The sequence below is a fragment of the Pseudomonas sp. NFIX28 genome, assembly GCF_900107395.1.
Lineage (GTDB): Bacteria > Pseudomonadota > Gammaproteobacteria > Pseudomonadales > Pseudomonadaceae > Aquipseudomonas.
Genome location: NZ_FNPW01000012.1, coordinates 1 through 19,366 on the forward strand (window position 1 = coordinate 1; position 19,366 = coordinate 19,366).

At 56.7% G+C, this 19,366-nt stretch carries 17 protein-coding genes and 2 pseudogenes; 7 read left to right on the forward strand and 12 right to left on the reverse strand.

What is annotated here, in order from left to right; all coding sequences use genetic code 11:
- The 5 genes and pseudogenes from BLV20_RS21355 to BLV20_RS21375 form a co-directional block, all read left to right on the forward strand.
- A pseudogene (locus BLV20_RS21355) lies at window positions 1-501 on the forward strand (type VI secretion system tip protein VgrG); the annotation flags it as partial.
- Between the two features lies 1 nt (window position 502).
- Window positions 503-1,375: a DUF4123 domain-containing protein gene (locus tag BLV20_RS21360; protein WP_092304458.1), complete on the forward strand. Its 873-nt coding sequence runs from the start codon at window positions 503-505 to the stop codon at window positions 1,373-1,375.
- Window positions 1,372-4,827: a toxin VasX gene (locus tag BLV20_RS21365; protein ID WP_092304459.1), complete on the forward strand. Its 3,456-nt coding sequence runs from the start codon at window positions 1,372-1,374 to the stop codon at window positions 4,825-4,827. The genes BLV20_RS21360 and BLV20_RS21365 overlap by 4 nt, the downstream gene beginning before the upstream one ends.
- Entirely contained in the window at window positions 4,820-6,007 is a 1,188-nt protein-coding gene (locus tag BLV20_RS21370; protein ID WP_256577857.1) for a DUF6708 domain-containing protein, read from the forward strand. Before BLV20_RS21365 ends, BLV20_RS21370 begins: the two co-directional genes overlap by 8 nt.
- Window positions 6,008-6,049: 42 nt before the next feature.
- Window positions 6,050-6,457: pseudogene (locus BLV20_RS21375) on the forward strand (RHS repeat domain-containing protein); the annotation flags it as partial.
- A 26-nt stretch (window positions 6,458-6,483) separates the two neighbouring features.
- Here the strand turns inward: BLV20_RS21375 and BLV20_RS21380 are convergent.
- From BLV20_RS21380 to BLV20_RS21410, 7 genes are all read right to left on the reverse strand, one after another.
- Window positions 6,484-7,803, reverse strand: coding sequence for an OmpP1/FadL family transporter (locus tag BLV20_RS21380; RefSeq protein WP_092304626.1), 1,320 nt, complete (start codon window positions 7,801-7,803; stop codon window positions 6,484-6,486).
- A gap of 162 nt (window positions 7,804-7,965) precedes the next feature.
- Window positions 7,966-9,867 carry an acyl-CoA synthetase gene (locus BLV20_RS21385; RefSeq protein ID WP_092304460.1) on the reverse strand — a complete coding sequence of 634 codons (1,902 nt, stop codon included), beginning with the start codon at window positions 9,865-9,867 and terminating at the stop codon, window positions 7,966-7,968.
- On the reverse strand, window positions 9,867-10,823 hold the full coding sequence (locus BLV20_RS21390; RefSeq protein ID WP_092304461.1) for a fumarylacetoacetate hydrolase family protein: 957 nt from the start codon (window positions 10,821-10,823) through the stop codon (window positions 9,867-9,869). The genes BLV20_RS21385 and BLV20_RS21390 overlap by 1 nt, the downstream gene beginning before the upstream one ends.
- 175 nt (window positions 10,824-10,998) lie before the next feature.
- On the reverse strand, window positions 10,999-12,090 hold the full coding sequence (locus BLV20_RS21395) for a VOC family protein (RefSeq protein ID WP_092304462.1): 1,092 nt from the start codon (window positions 12,088-12,090) through the stop codon (window positions 10,999-11,001).
- 86 nt (window positions 12,091-12,176) lie between these two features.
- Entirely contained in the window at window positions 12,177-12,791 is a 615-nt protein-coding gene (locus BLV20_RS21400) for a TetR/AcrR family transcriptional regulator (protein WP_092304463.1), read from the reverse strand.
- 329 nt (window positions 12,792-13,120) lie between these two features.
- Window positions 13,121-13,765 (reverse strand): TetR/AcrR family transcriptional regulator, encoded by a 645-nt coding sequence (locus tag BLV20_RS21405; protein ID WP_092304464.1) that lies wholly within the window; start codon window positions 13,763-13,765, stop codon window positions 13,121-13,123.
- Window positions 13,766-13,767: 2 nt separating this feature from the next.
- Entirely contained in the window at window positions 13,768-15,423 is a 1,656-nt protein-coding gene (locus tag BLV20_RS21410; RefSeq protein WP_092304465.1) for a bifunctional 3-(3-hydroxy-phenyl)propionate/3-hydroxycinnamic acid hydroxylase MhpA, read from the reverse strand.
- A gap of 408 nt (window positions 15,424-15,831) precedes the next feature.
- Here BLV20_RS21410 and BLV20_RS21415 point away from each other — a divergent pair, with 408 nt between their 5' ends.
- Together BLV20_RS21415 and BLV20_RS21420 are read left to right on the forward strand one after the other, a co-directional pair.
- On the forward strand, window positions 15,832-16,254 hold the full coding sequence (locus tag BLV20_RS21415; protein WP_092304466.1) for a DUF4952 domain-containing protein: 423 nt from the start codon (window positions 15,832-15,834) through the stop codon (window positions 16,252-16,254).
- A gap of 354 nt (window positions 16,255-16,608) precedes the next feature.
- The gene (locus BLV20_RS21420) at window positions 16,609-17,145 is read left to right on the forward strand and encodes an AidA/PixA family protein (RefSeq protein ID WP_092304467.1); all 537 of its coding nucleotides are present in this window, start codon (window positions 16,609-16,611) and stop codon (window positions 17,143-17,145) included.
- Window positions 17,146-17,375: 230 nt separating this feature from the next.
- Here the strand turns inward: BLV20_RS21420 and BLV20_RS21425 are convergent, their stop codons facing one another.
- From BLV20_RS21425 to BLV20_RS21445, 5 genes are all read right to left on the reverse strand, one after another.
- On the reverse strand, window positions 17,376-17,567 hold the full coding sequence (locus BLV20_RS21425; protein WP_007929308.1) for a hypothetical protein: 192 nt from the start codon (window positions 17,565-17,567) through the stop codon (window positions 17,376-17,378).
- Window positions 17,568-17,697: 130 nt separating this feature from the next.
- A complete protein-coding gene (locus BLV20_RS21430) occupies window positions 17,698-18,114 on the reverse strand; it encodes a bleomycin resistance protein (protein ID WP_092304468.1) in 417 nt (138 codons plus the stop codon).
- Window positions 18,115-18,199: 85 nt separating this feature from the next.
- Window positions 18,200-18,436, reverse strand: coding sequence for a hypothetical protein (locus BLV20_RS21435; protein WP_092304469.1), 237 nt, complete (start codon window positions 18,434-18,436; stop codon window positions 18,200-18,202).
- Between the two features lie 163 nt (window positions 18,437-18,599).
- The gene (locus BLV20_RS21440) at window positions 18,600-18,953 is read right to left on the reverse strand and encodes a hypothetical protein (protein ID WP_092304470.1); all 354 of its coding nucleotides are present in this window, start codon (window positions 18,951-18,953) and stop codon (window positions 18,600-18,602) included.
- Between the two features lie 134 nt (window positions 18,954-19,087).
- Entirely contained in the window at window positions 19,088-19,363 is a 276-nt protein-coding gene (locus BLV20_RS21445) for a hypothetical protein (protein ID WP_092304471.1), read from the reverse strand.
- Between the last annotated feature and the right edge of the window lie 3 nt (window positions 19,364-19,366).

Below are 19,366 nucleotides of genomic sequence, written 5' to 3' on the forward strand. Positions count from 1 at the left end.
ATCCGCGTCGGCAACGAACGCCACGACACGGTCGAGGCCAACAGCTACAGCGAATTCAAGGCCGAGGAACACCACACCGTGCACGCCGACCGCAAGGTCGAAGCCCGCGCCAGCGACCACCTCACCGTGGGCGTGAACCAGCACATCAAGATCGGTACTGGGCAGTTCATCGAGGCGGGGCAGGAAATACATTTCGACAGCGGGCTGAAAATCGTCCTCGAAGCCGGCAGTGAACTCACCCTCAAAGGCGGCGGCAGCTTCGTCAAGATCGATGCCAGTGGCGTGACCCTGAGCGGCCCGGTGGTAAACGTAAACTCCGGCGGCGCACCCGGTAGCGGCAGCGGAGCAGCGCCGTTGCGGCCTGGGCTGTTGCAGCAGGCGGATACGGATAAGGCCGGGCAATTGCTGATATCAGCGCAACGGCAGGCGTTGATGCAGAAGAAACCGATTTGTGCGATTTGCGAAGCCGCCAAACTGGCTGCACAGAAGGGCGAGAAATAACATGATCGAATTCCCTCCGCTTCCGATTGATCTACCGTGGAACCTACCCACCTATCTGCTGCTGGACGGTGTCAGCGTTCCCAATCTGGCCAAACACCTGCACAAATGGGATAACCCGGCCTACAACCTTTACCAGACCACGCGCTGGCAGGATCTTTCGGACATCTCACCCTATTTGATCGCTCTAAAAGGCGCAAACGATCCACTTCTGTCGTACTTCCGGGAACATGCGGCCCAAGAATGGGGCTATCTGTTATTCAGTAATGCCAATGTTCAGACGCTATGGGACCACTGGCGCCATCTGCTCACCGTGAAACACCCAAGTGACGTGGAGGTCATGCCACGAATTGCCGACCCAGCGGTAATGCATCAACTGTTCGGCCTTGCGGAACAAGCCAGTAGTGCCCGCTGGTTTGGCCCGTTTGCGCACGTTTGCCTACCTGATGGGGTGGAAACCACTTGGTGGCAACACAAGCGTCCCGATCCGGCCATTGCTGAACCAGAGACCTATCGACTGAGCGACCAGGAACTCACAGCCCTGGGGGAAGTCGAGTTTCGCAACTTCGTCTCAGGTTTGAGTGAGCACTTGCAAACATACTTCCCAGATTTCATGACAACTTTTACGGAGCCCGAACGTCGTCGGTATGCACAGAAGGTCGCGGATGATGCTTATCAACAAGGCTTTGCCTCTGAACAGGAAATCACTCTCTACGCGAATGTTTTCGGCTATCTGGCCGGGCAACCTGTGACGGAGCACCCCGACATCCTTCAACTGCTGACGTTATCGACGCCGGACGCTCCATTGAAGCGTGTGGAACGCGCCGCCGAACTGGCAGAAAGCCGTGCCGCTGATCGACAAGGAAGCCTACTGTGACTGCTCAACAACCGCCAAAAACCACTGCCAACACGGCAGCCATGGCTAAAAGCGCCAAGGGTACCCGCGTCCCCATGGGGACGTGTCAATTGATGAACAAGAAAGTGCAGTTGCTGCCGCTGCGTTATGGGCTGGTCCAGCACCTCGATCCGGCTTCAGAACTGCCCATGCCGTTCAAAACAAAAAGCCAGCCACTGGGTATCCGATTACTACGTGATGGCTACCTGTACATCATCAACGGCACCACCGGTTACCTACACGAATACCGCATCGAAAAAGGCCAAATCACCAAACTGCTGTGGAACAGTCAGGAGGTGTCGGGCGACACGCGAACCAACTCAGTTGGCGAGCCGCATCTGGTGTTCACACGCAAGCACACTTTGTATGCCAGCTACTCGGAAATTCAGTGGACGGCCCTCAAATGCTCGCAAGTACTCAAGTCCAGGGACGAACGCAAACGCTTGATGCAATCGGTCGATCTGGCCAGTGCCTGCCCGGAGAAAGGCGGCGAGAATTTACTGAGCAAACAACAAGCGGAAAACTGGCTGGCCGAAGTAGCGGAAAATGCTTCAAAACCGGACTCAGAAGGCGTCACCAATCTACCGCCGTCCAAAGCCTTTCCCGAGGGAGCCAATCCCGAAGAAGAAAAGGCATATCACTGGGAAGATCAGCCGCTATTTCTAGATACCGCGATTGAAACTCTGACCAGCAAAGTACAAGGCCCATACAAGGATGATTACCTGTTTCTGGTGCTACGCGACGATATTGGCGTCATGCGAGATCTGGCCAGAGCCCAACTGAAAGTGGCTGACTGGATCGAGCAATGGAGTGCGGATGACAAGTGCCAGGCACAGTATCTCAGCGGCTCTTACATCCAGTCTTTATACGACGTCAACAGCTCACGCCTGGAGGCCTTGAGCAAAACGGATCCGCAAGTTCAGGCACTGAAGAACGACACAAACGAGCAGCAACAATCGAAAATTTATGAGTTCCTGAAGGTTCGTCGCGACCATAAGGACCCCGGCATTTTTGGCCCTGAAGCGGATTGGCGACGAGCTGCAAAAGTGAATATCTATGCTCGGTCCTTCATGGACATGCAGGATTCTCTGGGAACAGAGCTTTATCAAAAGCACCGAAGCACCATCAACACGCTCAGCCTGCAGAGTTGGCAAACGCTGCATGGTAAGGAACTAGGGCAGCGCGGCATCGACGATCTGGTCAACCGGACAGAAATGGAGGCCTTTGTCCTGGATCAGCAAAATCTGCTGAGCCATTGGCACAGTCGACTGCAAAACATCCGCGAAGACCGCATAAATATGTTCACAGGCGGCCTCTTTCACCGTGCTGCCTGGTATTACGATTTCAAGCTCGATGCACAAATCAAACATCGCCTGGAAACCGAATTTGTCTGCGTGGCAGCCATGTGTGCGGATCAAAAAGCGGTTGAAAAACTGGCCGCGTACATGGAGGCAAACCTGCTGACTGTGGTGCCGGGACTTGATACTTTGACCCTGGCGGCACAAATCGATGTCGCGAAGAAACTGGCCGATCTGAGCAGCTTCACGATCAATGTGATCTCAGCCAAAGAAAACCTTGCCAATGTCAACGTGCTGACCAACCAGTTCCACAGCCTGATGACCGAACGCTTGCCGAACTACGCCAAGCTGAACACTCAGTTCATAGGCCTGCAAAGCATGCTGGACGAGGCCTACAATCCGGCACGTCAGCTGAGGGTGGCCGATCAACTGGACAGGGCACACCAAGCTTTCACGCACGCGCAACACATTGATCCCAACAACTACATCCGCAATATCGGAGCACCGGCGCGCCTGCAACTGCTTCGCGAATTCTCCCGTCAGGGGCTGACCTTGCGTGCGGCATCCGTCTCTGAAATCGCGGCATTCAACCTGGCCCGAGACCAGTCGCTGAACTTGCGCAGCCAGTTGAAGGAAACCTACAAACTGCGCAATCGGGAATTGATGCGGCAAGCCACAGGCTCTTCGGCAGCGGGTAGCGAAACGCTCCATAACCAACGTATCACCCAGCTGAAAAACGCATTGGTCCCGCTGGAAGATAAGCTCAGCGATGCCTTGACTGTCGGAGGGGACAGCCCGGCGAAAATTGGCACGGTGATCGATGGTCTGGACCCGCAGTTGCGCGCGGAGATGGGCAGAACCGCGCGCGATTTCCGGGCTACGGGGACGTTTAACAAGCCGCTGGCGGGTGTCCTGAAATCGAAGGGGGACGGAATTGCATTTGCGTTGTTTGTGATTCAGGGACAGAAGTTTATTGAGGCAATGAACAATCTTGCCAAAAAGCCTGATCGTTCTTTGTCAGATTGGGGCGCTGCCGGGGAGTCTCTCATCGGTATGTCGGCTGCCGGGTTTGCAGCGGTACAAGGATTATCAGTAACAATATTTCAAGCTCATATCGAGCAAATGGAAAGTGCTACTGGCAAACTAAATACTATAAGCCGTCTGGGGCGCTGGAGCGGAATTGCAGGATTTGGCGCTTTCATATTTGGTGGTATAGCCGCAACGGTCGACTTAGGCAAACACTCTCTCCAATGGGGAAAAGCCTTGGCTGAAGGCGATTACAAAGGATTGGGAGCCACGACTTTACAAATAAGTGGCGACGCAACACTTGTCGGCACTAATACCTGGGCAGCCAAGCACACAGGCTCTATCGTCAAGAACATCATGAAAACACCGACCGAGCTGCGCGCACTGGCATGGGCCGAGGCCAGCCCACGACTTTTGGCCATTGGTGCACGCGCCAACCTGATAGGCTTGATCGCCACCGCCCTGCAACTGGTGGGTGAAGGCCTGTACAACTATTTCAATCTGGACGATTTGCAAAAATGGATGGAGAGCAGTGTCTGGGGGAATAAGTCCAAGCAACGCAGCGTACAGGATGAGTGGAATGAACTGGCGAAAGTCGTGCAGAAACCGACTTGTGAACTGATCCACGATGACAAGAAAAAAACTTATCTGAAACTGATACTGCCCGGTATCAGCACACAGGAAATGGACAGCCGTAAATTACAGCTACAGGCCTATCAAAAAACCCGGGACAAGCCCATCTCACAAGCTTACAGCCCTGGCTTGCTTCCTCTGCGCTGGAAGGAATGCACTGCCACTTGGGCGACTCGTTTCATTGTCGTCAGCAAAGGCAAGGAAGCACTGACGCTCCACTTGCCGATCAGTGACTCTTTGCTCAACCCAGGTTTTGCCTTGGCTTTCAATATCGCCTATCAACTGGAAGCTGAACGCGATGTAATCCACCAAACCTGTTTTTTCCTGCGTGATCTGCACATCATCGATAGCTATGGCGTGCGCATTAAAACGCAAGGCACCTATAAACTCGAACCTGTTGACTCCTTGCCGACCGGCACAGGCAAGTCATCGTTCAGACTATTCAAAAAAGAAGACTTGGCGACTGTTGATGTTTAAGAAACTCTTCAAACGTAAAAACAAGACGGCGGCCACTGAACCTGCACCAGACATCCGCAGCCAGCGCCCCTCTGCCGGGGAAATCCGTGCCCAGGGGTTGAACGAGACCCTGTTCCTCTCGCCTTTGCCGGTTTATACAGGCCAGGCACAAGCATCGGGCCGTAACTTTTGGGAGATGAACGATACTTTTCTTGAGATGGGTGGAAACAATTGGGGGATGGTTGAACAAGGAAAAATATTAGCAGCAGGAATCTGGATGCTCCTATTTCTTGCTTTCATCGCACCGACTCTGATCGTCCTCTATGGGGTGATCTCCTATCCTGAAAATTTCCCCACTCCATTTAAAGATCTAGTGATGAGCATCCAGGTATTTTCTGGAGTTGCTCTTTTGGGTCTTCTACCAGTAGGTGCCTACATCTACGGAATGCTATCCAGCGTCTACGCCGCTGCAAAAACCTACCCCGTCCGTTTCAACCGTCAACGCCGCGAAGTCTGCTACGTCGACAGCAAAACCCATCGTGTCCTGATCGTGCCTTGGGAAAGTGTCGTAGCCTGGGTTGCCAACTCTCAAGGCGTTACCAGCTATGGCGCCACACGCCAATACACCTTGGGCATGGGCCTGGAAGATGAAGAGCAGGACAAGGTGCAGTTTCTGCTGCTGCCACAACCCAGCGATGCGCATGCACTGGGGATGTGGACATCGATACGCAACTACATGGAAGACGGCCAGTTAGTCGACACACCGAACCCGATGCTCAAGGCCTTGGGGCTGATCCCGACCGGGGATCGGTTGAAACCCTACGAAGGGCTGCACACCTTTGAAATCGAACGCGACGATGCTCGCGCCATGGGTTCTTTAGACGATGGCGGAGACGATTTGACCCCGCAGCAGCGCGAACTCTATGGCTACTCCAAGCGATCCCCATGGCCGCTGCGGCGCTGGTACATCTGGCGCGTGCTGAGCTTCTGGAAGATGCCTTACCTGCTCGCGGAATGGGGCCACCGCAAGGGACGCCCCACCCTCCCGGAACAAGTACAAGCCTGGTCACAACCTCTGCCGCCAGAGCAATGGGCAAAACCAAGCACTGCCTTGGTGAAAGCCAATCAGATGGTCAAAACCGCCATGGACAAGAAAGGCGCGACTTTTGTCGAAGCATGTAAAGCTGCTGGTTTGCATTGAGCGTCAAGCTTGGCAACTGGCGCGCCCGTTCTTAGCGACAAGCTGCGCTACGAGTACAACAAGCTCGGCCAGCTCAGCCACTGCCGCCTGCCGACGGCAGCAAGCTCGACTATCGCCATACCCCGGGCGGGCAACTGAGCAGTATCGACCTCAACGGCTCGCGCCTGACCAGCCACCAGTTCACTGCCAGCCGCGAACAGCAGCGTCAGCAAGGCCCTGCTGCTCAGTCAGTATCAGTACGACGAACAAGGCCGCCTACCGGCTCACAGCGTTAGCCAGCAGCGACACGGCCAACATAACCTCTACCGCCGAGCCTATGCCTATGACGCCAACGACAACCTCGCCGGCATCGACGACAGCCATAAGGGCAACCTGCGTTATCACTACGATCCGCTGGATCGCCTGATCAATGTGCGTGGCGCCACGCCAGAAAGCTTCGCCCACAACCCAGTTTATTGATAACGGACCAGTGCCGCTTAGTAGCGATAGGTAGCCTGCACTGAAAAGCCATGGGCACTATTTTCGTAGTCGGCGCTGTATTCCGGTTGAAGTCCGGAGTTGTTCGAATGCGCGACCGAGGCTTTTGAATCCCATAGGTAGCCATAGGCAAAGTCAAACGTCAGATCGTGGTTCGGCGAGTAGGCGCCGCCCAAGGTCACGGCCTGGCGATTCCCGACCGGGACGCGCACGCTGCGATCGGCATTTCCAACGGGCGCCTGATCGTAGGCATAGCCCGCGCGCAGCAACCATTGCGGGTTCAATTGATAGGAGGCGCCAACGGCGGTAGACCACGTGTCGTGCCAGTTCATTTCTTCGACCATGCGCCCCAGGCCAGCAGCCTGGCCCATGGCGGAAACACCGCTGTTGGTCGCTTCGATCTTCTGGATCCGGCTCCAGCGTGTCCAGGTCGCCCCCAGGTATCCGGTCCAGCGATTGTTGAATCGATGAGTGATGGAGGTATCCACTGATTCGGGCATCGTCAGTTCTATCTTGGCGTCATACCTTCCATCCAGCGGGATGACGCTCGGAGAGCCGGAAACTTCTGTATGGCCTTTGAGGTGATAGTCCACCTTCGAGTGATAGGTGATTCCCCACCGGGTTGCCTCGTTAAAGTCCACCAGGAGACCGATGTTGTAGCCAATCGCCGTGTCATCGCCCTTGAGGGTCACCAAGGTGTCCTGGCCATTGTTCAGGGCACCGGTTGCCATGTAGTTCTGAAGCTTTGCATTGAACCGATTCAGGGTTGGCCCGCCACCAATGGACACATAATCATTGATTCGATAGGCAATGGTGGGCTGGAGAGTTATCTCCTTGGTGGTGCTGTAGGAGCCATGGTAGCGGCCCTGGAAAGTGCTCTCGTAATCATTGATCAAACCACTTGGAGCATAAAGACCCAGGCCAATCGACAAGCGATCGTCCAGTGGCGTCGACATATAGGCGAAAGGGATACCCGCCAAAGGCACCGAGTCCCCTTTATTGGTTCCTGGGGCATTGCTCTGCGCATTGCTGATGTCGTCGCTTACCGAAATGACCGCTGCCCCGGCGGAAATCTCACTGCGTTGCAACTTGGTCAAGCCTGCGGGATTTCCATAGATGGTGCTGGCATCCAGCGCGGAAGACGATCTTCCCGCATAGGCAGTTCCCGCACTGCTCGCACTTTGTTCGTTTATGGCGATGCCGTTGGCGCTTGCCACGGTAGAGGCGCTGAGCAGTGCGATGACACTGCCGAATTCGATCCAGGCAGCACACTTACGCCGGCTAGAGAAACACGGGATCACACGGCTAATCAGTTTCATCATCCACCTCTCGTTTATTGTTTTTGTTGACTGCACGCAGGCAAGGCTTCGCCGTCCCGTGCTCTTTTCAGTGCCGGTTGGATTTGATCGAAGTTGCATAAATGGCCCTGGCTGAACAGCGCCAGGGCACGACTGCCGGGATTACGGATTGCGAATCGGAACTTAATTAACCCACTCGGTTTGAAAGCTATAACGCCCCAAGAGCGGAGCCAGGAATTCCTGGGCCGTGCCGGCCCGGATGCGGGCGACATGCCCACGGCGATTGTCCTGCACCACCTCAACAGCAATATCCGAAAGCCCCAGGCGCTCCACTTCCTGGCGGACTACCTTGGCAATCTCGCGCTGCTGCAAGGCGGGCTTGAATATCTTGCCCACGGCGGTCAGAGGCAATGCATCGAGGATCTCAATGCGCTTGGGAACGGCTGCCCGCTCGCTGATGTTGAAATGAGCGAACGCCTCAAGCTCCTTGGCGTTGCAGGTTTGCCCGGGGTGCAGTTGGACGTAGGCCACCGGCACCTCCCCCGAATAGGCGTCGGGGCTGCCGATTGCAGCGGCCAGGGCGACCGCAGGATGCGCCTGGAGAACCTCCTCGATCTGCTTGGGATCGATGTTGTGGCCGCCGCGAATGATCAATTCCTTCTTGCGCCCGGTCAGCCAGAAATAACCCTGCGCATCCTGGCGCCCCAGGTCCCCCGTATTCAGCCAGCGCTGGCCGTCGATATCGATCCAGAGGCCCTGGTTATGACGTTCTTCCAGATAGCCCTCGAAGAGGTTCGGTCCACTGATCGTGATGAGGCCGATCTCATCCACGTTGGCGTCGCGCAGGTATTCTCCCGAATCGTTGAGCAAGACCGCACGCATATTCTGATAAGCGATCCGTATCCCGATGGAGCCGATATGGCGCTCGCCATGGGGCGGATTGATTGAGGAGACGCAGGCGCCCTCAGTGAGGCCGTAACCTTCGAGGATTTTCACTCCGGTGCGGTTCTCGAACTCTCGGAAAAGCTCAGCCGGCATTGGTGCGGCGCCACACATGGCAAAGCGAAGACTGGACAGGTCACGGCCCTGCCATTCATTTTGCAGAAGTGCGGCATAGACAGTAGGCACGCCGGAAAAGAGGTTGATACCGAAGTGCTCGACCATTTCCCAGAATCGTGGGATCACCCCTTCGCCACGATACCCCTGGGGCGTCCCGAGGATCACATGGTCGCCTTGAGTCCAAGGCATCAGTCCGGTCACCAGTTGCCCATTGACATGAAATAGCGGCAGGCCACAAAAGATAATTTGGCCCCCACTGCGTGGCTGCAAGTGGGCGGCAACGGCCCATGCGTTGAAGACTTCAGAGCCATGGGTACGCGCGGCAATCTTGGGCAGTCCGGTGGTGCCCCCAGTACAAATGTAAGAAGAACACTCATCCTGGCGGATTTGACGATCGCTCTTGAGGTGTGTGTGCGGCTGAGCACTCATCAGCGATCGCCAATCGTGAATCGCGATACCGCTGTGTGAGTCTCGCTCCTTCAGTGCCGCGGCTTTCAGAGCCTCACGCACAGGTTCGGCGACATAGGGTTCCATGCTGACCCAGACGACAGACCTGACCGTGGGTAACTGATCCAGCTGCGAAGCCAGTTTGGGCCACAGATCGCTGCCTGGAGTCGGCGCGAGTGTCACCACCACGGATGCCTTCGCGGCATTCAACAAGCCCGCCATCTGCTTGGCTTCAAGCAGAGGATTGATTGCCATGACGATCCCCGCCGCCTCACCGCCCCATATCGTGAAATGGGTTTCCGGTAGGTTGGGAAGGATGAAGGCAATCACCTCGCCCGGTTTTATGCCCAGGTTATGGAAGGCATTTGCCGCGCGGGTGATATCCGCGAAGAGCTGGGAATAGTTCCACTCATGGGTGCGCTTGAAATCGGTGGCATCGGCGAAGAAGCTCAGCGCCGGGGCCTGAGGGCTGCGCTCGGCCGCCTGACGCAGCGCTTCATAGGTGCTGCAAGCCAGGCCGCGCTCCGACAAGGGGACTCGTTCGAGACTTTCGATGTCATTCAGGTTCTGCACGACCATCAGGCTTCCCCCACGACTCGGTTGCGTTGTACGCCGAGGTCGATCACACCATCGGCACTGCGAATACGCGCCTCGACCAGGTCACCTGGCTTGAGGTATTGCGTCCGGCCTTCCTGGGCCTTGAGGAAAAGCTTCCACTTGGTGGCTTCGGGCATCAGGGCCGCAAGACGCTGTTTGGCGGGCGAAGGTACCGTTAGCGCACAGCCGGCAGGCGTACCGGTGGCGATCAGGTCTCCCGCAGCGAGATCTTGCAGGGTGGAAAGTTCGCTCAGGGTTTCAGCGGGGCCATAAACCAGATTGGCGGTGCTGTCATCCTGTCGCACCTGGTCGTTGACCGTCAGGCGCAGCTGCAGCGCTTTCAAATAATGAATGTTGGTGGCATCCAGAAGGCAGAGGTATGGGCCGACCGGGCCGAATGTGCGAAAGCTCTTGCCCTTGTAGAACTGCATCTGGGGAATCTGAATGTCACGAGCCGAGTAGTCATTGACAATGACGGCGCCTGCAATGAACTCATGCAGATTGGCGTCGGTGACAGCGACAGCGCCGGTGATCGCGCGCTTCATCACAAGGCCCAGCTCGATCTCGTAGTCAAGGAAGCGCACGTGGCGCGGCTTGATCAGGTCGCTGTCAGCCGCCACCAGGCAACTCGTCGCCTTGGTGAAGATCATGTTGAATTTCTTCGCATCCGGGTCCATGCCCGACTCGATCATGTGCTGGCGGTAGTTGGCGCCCTGGCAGACAAACTGCTGGTTACGGGTCACCGGCGACAGCAGTTTCACTTCGCCCTCATCCAGCTCCTCGCCTGTCAGTCGCGCGAGGTCGTCGATACGGTTCTGGTCGATGAAATCACCGGTGGTTGCAAAAGTCCCCGGGACCACCGTGATACGGCCCCGGCGCAGCACGCCCCAGTGGATACCGTTCTGAAATTCGAAGCGGACTACATGTACAGCAGACATTGAAGGTACTCCTGGAGCGGCGTTTGCCCCGCGCTCGGCGGCGCGAGGACTGAGGTGTTGTTCTTCTAACAAGGGGCTGGCAAAGCGGTAGGCCAGCGAGCCGCCGGCGATCAACGCGCCGGCCTTGAGCACATGCCGACGGCCATAGCGGATTGGGGTATCCGACATGACGGCGTCACCCGAACAACCGCATGAGGGTTACCAACTTGCGGATGCTCAAGTCCGGGCTGCGTCGCAGGTTGAGCAATAGCGCATACAGATTGGCCAGGCTCATCTTGGGCTTGGTAAACCGCTTGGGCATGCGCTGCCCCCACTGCGCCATTGCCTCGGGGCTCACCAGATGAATGCCCGTAGGCTGTGCGGCGGTGAAGATATCCCCGTCGCAGTAATGCTCGTGCTTATCGCCCCAAGGGTCTTGCCAGTAATCGAAGATCTGGCTGCCCAGAATGTGTCGACCGATGCCCCACGAGTGCTTCCACCCCCGCTCCCGCAGGACGCGCTGTCCCATTCCCACGGCATCGGCATCCACGACTTCATAGGCGCTATGGCTATAGGTCGCCATGAACCCCTGCGCTATCGCGAGCGTATGGTGAGCCGCGGGAACGTCGCCGAGATCCAGGCGCATGAAGGTGACTATGGGTGTGCCATCGGGAAGCACTTGTACGTCGCTGGGAATGAACCCGAAATGCTTCGTATACCAGGCACAGGTTGCCTGGTAGTCCGCCACTTCGATGACGATATGCCCCAGCTTGAGGACCTCAGGCGGAGCAATCGGCGGACGCTGCGTGGCGTTGATGCGCGGCTGCTCCTGCGCCAGATTCCAGGACAGCGGAGCCCTGTGCTCACGCCGTTTACCGGGAGCCTGCTCACAGACGGCCTCCACAATAAAACCGGAAGGGTCGGTCAGCCTGACACAATACCCGCCACCGGGACGCTCCGACTTCTCGACCGGTGAGGCGCCTGGGATTCGCGCCAGCTTTTCCAATTCCCTGAGCGAATGGACTGCCAGTCCAAAGCCGATAAAACGTGCCTGTTCGGCAAGGTGGACGCGGTAGCAGTATGACGTGGCGTCGGTGGCGCGCAGGTAAAGCGTATCGGCTTCCTGCCGGGCTACCGTCAGGCCGAAGTCAGTCAAAAAACGCGCCGCCTCATTCAGGTCCGGCCGTTGAAAGATCAGGTGAGTCAGGTCCAGAGCCTTCACTGTCGGTTGCGGATGCCGGGCGGGCTGCGGTGTGGCTAGCCAGGGCAATACATTTGGGTCAGTCATTATTCTTGTTTCCCAGTTTTTTTAGGGTAAAGCCGTCCCCGCACCCCTGAAAATCCAGGGATGTCCGGTTGAATCGGCTAACTCACTCAGTCGATGGAAGGAAGTGCCGGCAACTCGGTGGTCGCCAGCGCACGCGCCTCCCCTGGAGATACACCCAATGCTCGCAGCACCAACTCGGCGGTGTCAGAGCCCGAATCGCGCCATGTTCTGTGGCCTTCCAGGACCAGGAAAATCGAGCCTAGGACGCTGCTCGATATCAGTGTCAGTACCGAGAGCAATTGCTCCTTTTCAAAGGTGTACCGGCCACTGGACAGCCCGCTCAGAAGATCCGTCGTCGCTTGGCTGCTAAACATTTCGCGCAACGAAGAATTGCTCATGGCGAACTTATGGATGAATGCCCCCCATTGGGAGTCTTCGTGCGCTCGGCGAATGAACAGTCGAATGCCATTGGCAAGACGCTGAGCCGGATCGGCAAGGGAATCAAAGCTCTTGCCGACGCGCTCATGCATCTCCTTCGCGAGACGGCTGGCAACCGCCTCGAACAGGGTTTCCATGCTCTCGATGTTGCTATAGACCGTTCCGCGCGCCACGCCTGCCTCTTGGGCGAGATCGAGAATGTTCACCTGTGAGGTGCCTCTCTCAGCGAACAGGCGAAAGGCGGCTTGATGGATGCGGCGCTGTGTTGGATTCAGGGATTCCACGGTTCTATCTCCAGAATTACCTCATGACTCAATTGAACACACATGTTCAATTTGCGTCAATACAGTTTTTCCGTAGCCGATGAAAAACCTGATTAATTTCGCTGAACAGCTGGATAACCTGCTAAATCATGGCAAAAGATGATTCTAAAGAGGCATTCACACCTCATGAAATTGAACAAACATGTTCATTTCAGCAAAATAATGCCACGCCGCTGATAGCCAGCGGCGGCGGGGATGAAAAAAGCAGGGTTGCGGAGCGTGGTGGGCGGCTCGATGTCGATCGTGGTTTGCCACCGCATTGGCCGACGGATCGAGGACGATGCCCGGGACTAAGGCAACGGCTTGGTCGCGATTTTCCTGGCTTTGGCAGGTGTTACGCCCAAAGCCTTGAGAATCATCTCGGCAACCTTCTGGTCGTGCGCCACCACCCCCCGCCCCTCGACCACCGAGCGCATGGCTCCGGTTGTGCAGGCCACGACCATGTCCAGGGCGATCCCTTCGTCCTCGTAAGCCAACGCCCCCGCGCGCAGCCCTTCGCGCAAGTCGTCCAGCACATGAGCCGCCAAGCGTGAGCGCATGGTTTGATCGGAATGGATGATGCGCAGCAGAGCATTGGCCCATTGATGCTCATACGCCGCCCGGTGGATGAACATGCGCACGCCAATCGAAAGCCGCTGCGCACCGCAGTGGACGTTCGAACTCAAGGCGGAAATGGCATCGGAGAATTCGCTCGCCATGGCGATGCCAACTGCCTCGAGGACTTCGTCGCGGGTTCGAAAATAGTTGTAGACAGTGCCGTTGGATACCGCGGCCTCTGAGGCGACATCGAGCAATGCAATCTCCCCCACCTCCTTACGGGCGACCAGACGCAAAGCCGCGTCCACCAGGCCGCGACGGGTGCGTTCACGCTTCTTGTGGCCTCGAGTGAGAGGTTCTTGCTCAGTTGCTGCTGAAGGAAAAGTGGGGGAAGGCATCTTCACGCTCTTAATCGAGGAGGCTCGTTGATGGTAATGGAAAGGTTGTCGGCAGTGGAATCTACGCTCCCCATCAGGATCAGGCAGTCTCGAACCAGGCGGCCCGCCTCGGTGCCCGGAGCGTGGTGCATGATGATGCGGTCGGGACGGATCGCGACGAGCGTGCCTTTGGCAGCCAGCGGCAGCAGGCCGTGGTTCAGGTCTTCGATAAAATCGCAGGCGCTGTCGGCGCGCTGACCGCAGGGCCCTATCTGCAGGAAGTGACCGCCCATTTTTATCCAGGAGAACACCTCGGCAGCGCTCAGCAGCGACAACGGGTTAACCCCGAACCCGACCAGGCTCAGGCTGTGTCCAAGCGCATCGTCGCTCAGCTGGATCTGCTGTTGCGTGTTGCGAACCCAGGCTTGGGGAAACAGGCTGCCTCGGACCAGCTTGTCGCCACGCTGATGGCGCACGAACAGACCGTTCTTGAAGATGTTTTTCGGCTTGATGTCCAGTTGCTCGAAGTACTTCCTGGTAGCGGGAGCCAGCGCCAGCAAGCGCATCAGGCCATGGATGAAGAAGGCCACGATCTTGTTCCTCGGCATTACCAGGCGGCCCATGAACTTTGCCAGGTCAATCATCGCCTGGGCATGGGGGCGGCGCTCTATGTCATAGGTGTCGAGTATTGAAGGCGCGGCTTGAGAGCGAAGGACCCAGGCCAGTTTCCAGGCAAGGTTGGCACCGTCTCGAAGCCCCGCTACGAGCCCCTGTCCGACAAAGGGCGGGGTAATGTGCGCCGCATCCCCCGCCAGGAAGACTCGCCCCTTGCTGAAACTGTTGCAGCAGCGGGCATGGAACCGATACACCGCCTTGCGCTCGACTTCCAGCTCCTGCGGATCGATCCATGATGCGATCAGCCGGGCGATGCTCTCAGGGCTTTCCAGCTCTTCCCGGGACTCCCCCGGGCGCAGCATGAACTCCCAGCGCTCCCTGCCGCCGGGAGCGGGCATGTGCGGCGTGGGGCGCCGCGGGTCGCAGATAAACTCAACGTGATCAATGGCCGATTGGTGCCGGTTCCTGGCGTCGACGATCAGCCAATCCTCTGCGTAGGTTTGCCCTTCGAACTCCTGGCCAATCAGGGCCCTGACCCTGGAGCTTGCACCATCCGCACCGACCAGATATCGGGCGCGAACCGAATGCAGGCGGCCGTCCTGGTCCCGCACGAAGGCGACGACAGCATCCGATTCCTCGACCAGATGCTCGAGTTCAAAACCACCCAGGCTGGTCACCGACTTCAGCCCGCAAACCTGGTTTCGCATCGCGTGTTCGAGGTCGGGTTGATAGAACGTCACCAGCTTGGGATGGCCGTCGATGCACCCCGCGGTATTGGCCCGGCTGAATTGCCCGAGGACCGGGGAATGCATCTTCACTTCAGGAATAACAATCTTCTCAAAAGCATCTTCCGACAATCCGGCGAGCTGCAGGATGCGAAGCGCCTCATTGTCCAGAGCAATGGCGCGAGGCATCAGCACGACCTCATGGACCTTGTCCAATACCAGCGTCTTTACCCCATAGCGGCCGAGCAGCGCCGCAATTGTCGCCCCTACCGGGCCGTTACCGACGACCAGCACATCGACGGCAGAGGGAGGCAGTTCGGTACCTTTCTTGTTGTTCATCTCGAGCCCTTGTTGTGATTGAAATCGTGAGACGTGGGAGATCAGGCAAGGTGAACTTAAGCAAAATTGAGACATTTTTCAATATTGATATTTTTGTCACTATCTCCAGAAAGGGATACCCTCCTCCGGATTGAGGCCAAATGTGCCGTGCCGAAGCGGTCAGGAAGGGCTTGCACAGTCGCAGCGCTTGATTGAATTGTCCCGCGCGGGGCAGCGCCCGCACCGATTTCCGACGGGCGAGGCCTGGCTGACGAGTGCCGTTGGGCGTTGTGACGGGAGTCATGACCCAGCGCTAGAACGCCTTATCAGGCTGCTGTGCGCTCGCTGGTAAAACTGCCAGAGTGGCACCGTTTGGGGAGGTCGATATGCACCGCTCCCACCCATTGACACCTTGATCGTGGAGAGTGAATGAAAAGACTAGTCCGTGGATGTTTCTTCGTAGTGTTGGCTGTTCTGGTCGGGTGTGCAAAAGCGGAACCGCGCTGTGAGGACGTCCTCGCGAAACTCAGCGATAAACCTGGATTTGTAGAGTTTCTAGAATGCACTCAAGACAACGAGATACAGGGCAAACCTTTTGTTGCTCGCTACCGCGTGAAAGGCTCGGATGCACTTGAAGCGGAACAGTTCATGAGCCAGAGCTTCGGCATGCCAAAACTTCAGCACATCTGCTGCGGCTGGGATTCAACACCTCATTTTTATCGCGATAAAAGAACACGCCTGGGATACAGGCTAGGCATGGGGTCCGAGGAAACACTCATCGATGAACGGAGTTCGTGGCCACGGATAAAGTTCTTCTACATTACTGCGTCCTTATTTACTGAGGATCCGTGAGTACGCGTTCGCCCAAGTCAAATACCACTATCAATAACGGAGAGAGTAATAAGCCTACTGCCTCCCTTATTAATGGGACTTTCCACAACACTTGGGACAGGTCATTGGACAACCACTGGTCTGAACTTAATTCTTTTACCAGAACTGGATCTTGACTTTACAAAAAACACCAAGCAGAGCAGAAAAACACTTACTTACCTCATGCGGGGCAACCGCTCATCCACTGCCTCCAAACCACTCAAGATTATTATTTGACTCCGCAATTGCTGGACCTATAGTCAATTTGCAAACTGCTTCACAAGAAGTAACTCATTGCTTATTGAGCCTCTATAGCCCAGACGAAGGAGAGTCATAATGGGAACTATCGTTGATGTACTTACCGTTGTAGACGTAGACACCATCATTCAGCATTACAGCGAGAAAGGACGCCCAGACATCAGTACCAACCGCAAGCAGCCGACAATGCTTAGTTATGAACTGGCGCAAAAAACAATCCATATGCTTGCCAAGTTCAGCAACGGCCTCCAACACCAAGGAACGGGCAATTTATATCTTCCGGTAAGCGCGGGTGACGTCATTCGGTGGCGCGCAACAGATATCTCGAAGAACCTTGGTAACGCGGTAATACTCGATCGCTTCAAGATCCTTGCTTCTAACCCTCAGGGCATCATTGATCATCCTAGACTACAGCCCGTCACTGATAACGTGTCCTCGCTCAATCCCAGCAATCCGGATGGACCACCGATCCCCCAGATGATTACTACCAATGCATGGGAAGCTACCGCGGGGGCCAGAGGCACCGTCACATATACCTGGTCTTTTATCATCGTCGACAGGCATAACAAAGTCATTGGATGCTGCGAGTGGGATCCGACACTCAACATCGATTAACTTGGAAAACCATTAGGTAGCAAGACTCTCGCCCAACATAAATCGGGCGAGAGTCACCGTGCCGTCATTGCCATGCTCGCCGCCGCCATCTGGCGAACAGAGGGCCTGCATGCACCACCCTTTCAAGCCCAAGACTGCCAGTTCTCATCAATGAAAATTGACAGCCTCTCTCTGCAAGAAGGGGAACAGGCTCCACATACAAAAAGCCCAGCACTCTGGCCGGGCTTTGATTATTTTCTACATGCCATCATCTTGTCGGCGAGAGTTTTGGCTCTTTCGATCAACAGGTTCTGCCTGTCTTCATGAGTGGCCTCTCCTACGACCGGTGCAGTCAGATTGCTTTCGGCAATCAACGCAGCGCAGAAATATTGATCCCAGACTCTTTGCTCCGACGCCTGTTTGCTTACTTGGTCGGCGATCATATGGGGGCTCCTTTTGACGAGGTAGCACCGCCATTTTACGCCTCAATCGCCAGCAACCCCTGGGTTAACGGATAGCCGGCAAACGGCGCGGGCCGGTTGGGCAGCGCAGGCTTGCGGCGTCGCCCGGCTGCTATCTCACGCCAATATCCTGGGCAAAACGAAGCAGATAACCATCAGGGTCCAGGACCAGGAAATTCTTTTGCCCGAACTGTCGGGCATGGCTGCGGTACCACCGTTCCTCGACGGGCCGCCTGATCGGGCAACCGGCGGCCTCGAGCGCCGAAACCAGGGCCTGTACATCCGGACATTCGATGGAAAGGTTCATGCCCCGGCCGTAGGGCGGTTCCAGCGGGCCGACGCACCAGGGCGAATCGTCATGCCAATCCTGCTCCAGCATGATCTGGCTGCGGCCAAAGGAGAGGAAGGCGAACTTGTCCTCCGGTCGGTCGTACTCGAGCTTGAAACCCAATACATCGCAATAGAAATAAAGACTCTGTTGCAGGTCCGAAACGATCAATTCCGGCACCAGGGCGTTCAACTTGAACATTGCGTTGCATCCATTCAATTCCGTGGCCGGCCACTGTAGCTGATTTGCAGTGATTGCCGGCCTGTGCAGCGCTCGGGCTCACCGGTTATTGAGCCTGCTGGTCATTGCCGATTTTCTTGGCCCGGTCGATGCCCCACTCAAAGGCGTCTTCCATGTCCAGGCCATCCGGCGCCAGGTCGTTGTCTTCGAGTACAACACTGCCGTCCGGCTTGTAGATCCCGATGAACATCTTGAGCGAGCCATCTCTGAGGATTTCCGATCTCACCTTGATCCTGCACCCATTTGAAAGCGTTTCGCTGTGATTCAAATGACGCTCAGTCATGGCCGTATCCCTCGGTAAATGAACCCCGAGTAAGGCACAGCCGGTTGATTCACGCCAGTCGACGGGCAGTGCCTCCAGGGGCCAGCGCCAGCAGGCCGGATTTTTCCACGGGCAATAAAAAGCCCCGCCCGGTGGCGAGGCCGTCCTGCCGTCGGTCAGGGCCTTATCCGATTGATTTAAGCCACGTCCGGGGGGCCATGACGTAACGCGACATCAGGTAGGCAACCAGGCCGCCCAACGCCGCGCCCGACGCGTCGGCCAGGAACATTGCCAGTTGAGAAGCCGAGTGCTGGTAGACCTTGCACATCTCCACCCAGGCATTTTCGGTAAAGCCGGTGACCCAGTCCCAGCCGCAGGGGTAGACCATCAGGAAAGCCAGCCCGGCGAAAGTTACCCAGGCGGACGCCCGGGACGGGGTCTGCGCGAAAACGAACCGGGCCATCTGGCACATGCCGACAAAAAGCCAGGCTGCCAGCAGGCTTCTCATGAACTGGTCGAACAACTCAAAAAAGGCCATGACAACGTACGCTCAAAAGATGATGAGCGATGATAGCCATTTGCTAACTTATAAAAAACCCGCCGCATTAGTCAGGTTTTTCCGTTGCGAACCCTGCGGCTGGTTCCATAAGCCCGGGCCGGCACCAGGCCCCGTTATCCGGCGGTGGCCTGGTGAGTGGTGGTGGCGCCCTGCTCCCCTGCTCCACCTGTGACCTGGACCAGGGCTTCCAGCAGGGCCTCGGTGTGGTTGATCGATTCCCGGATCTCATCAAAAGCATCTTCCAGATCGCGCACCCTCGCTGTCGCTGAAGCGCCGCACAGGGCTTCCTGGATCTGGAATTCATCCTGCTTGAATTGCAGGACATTGGCCCGCAGGCCTTCGATCCGAAGGGATAACTGTGTGATGTGGTTGCGGCGACGCTGAACCATTTC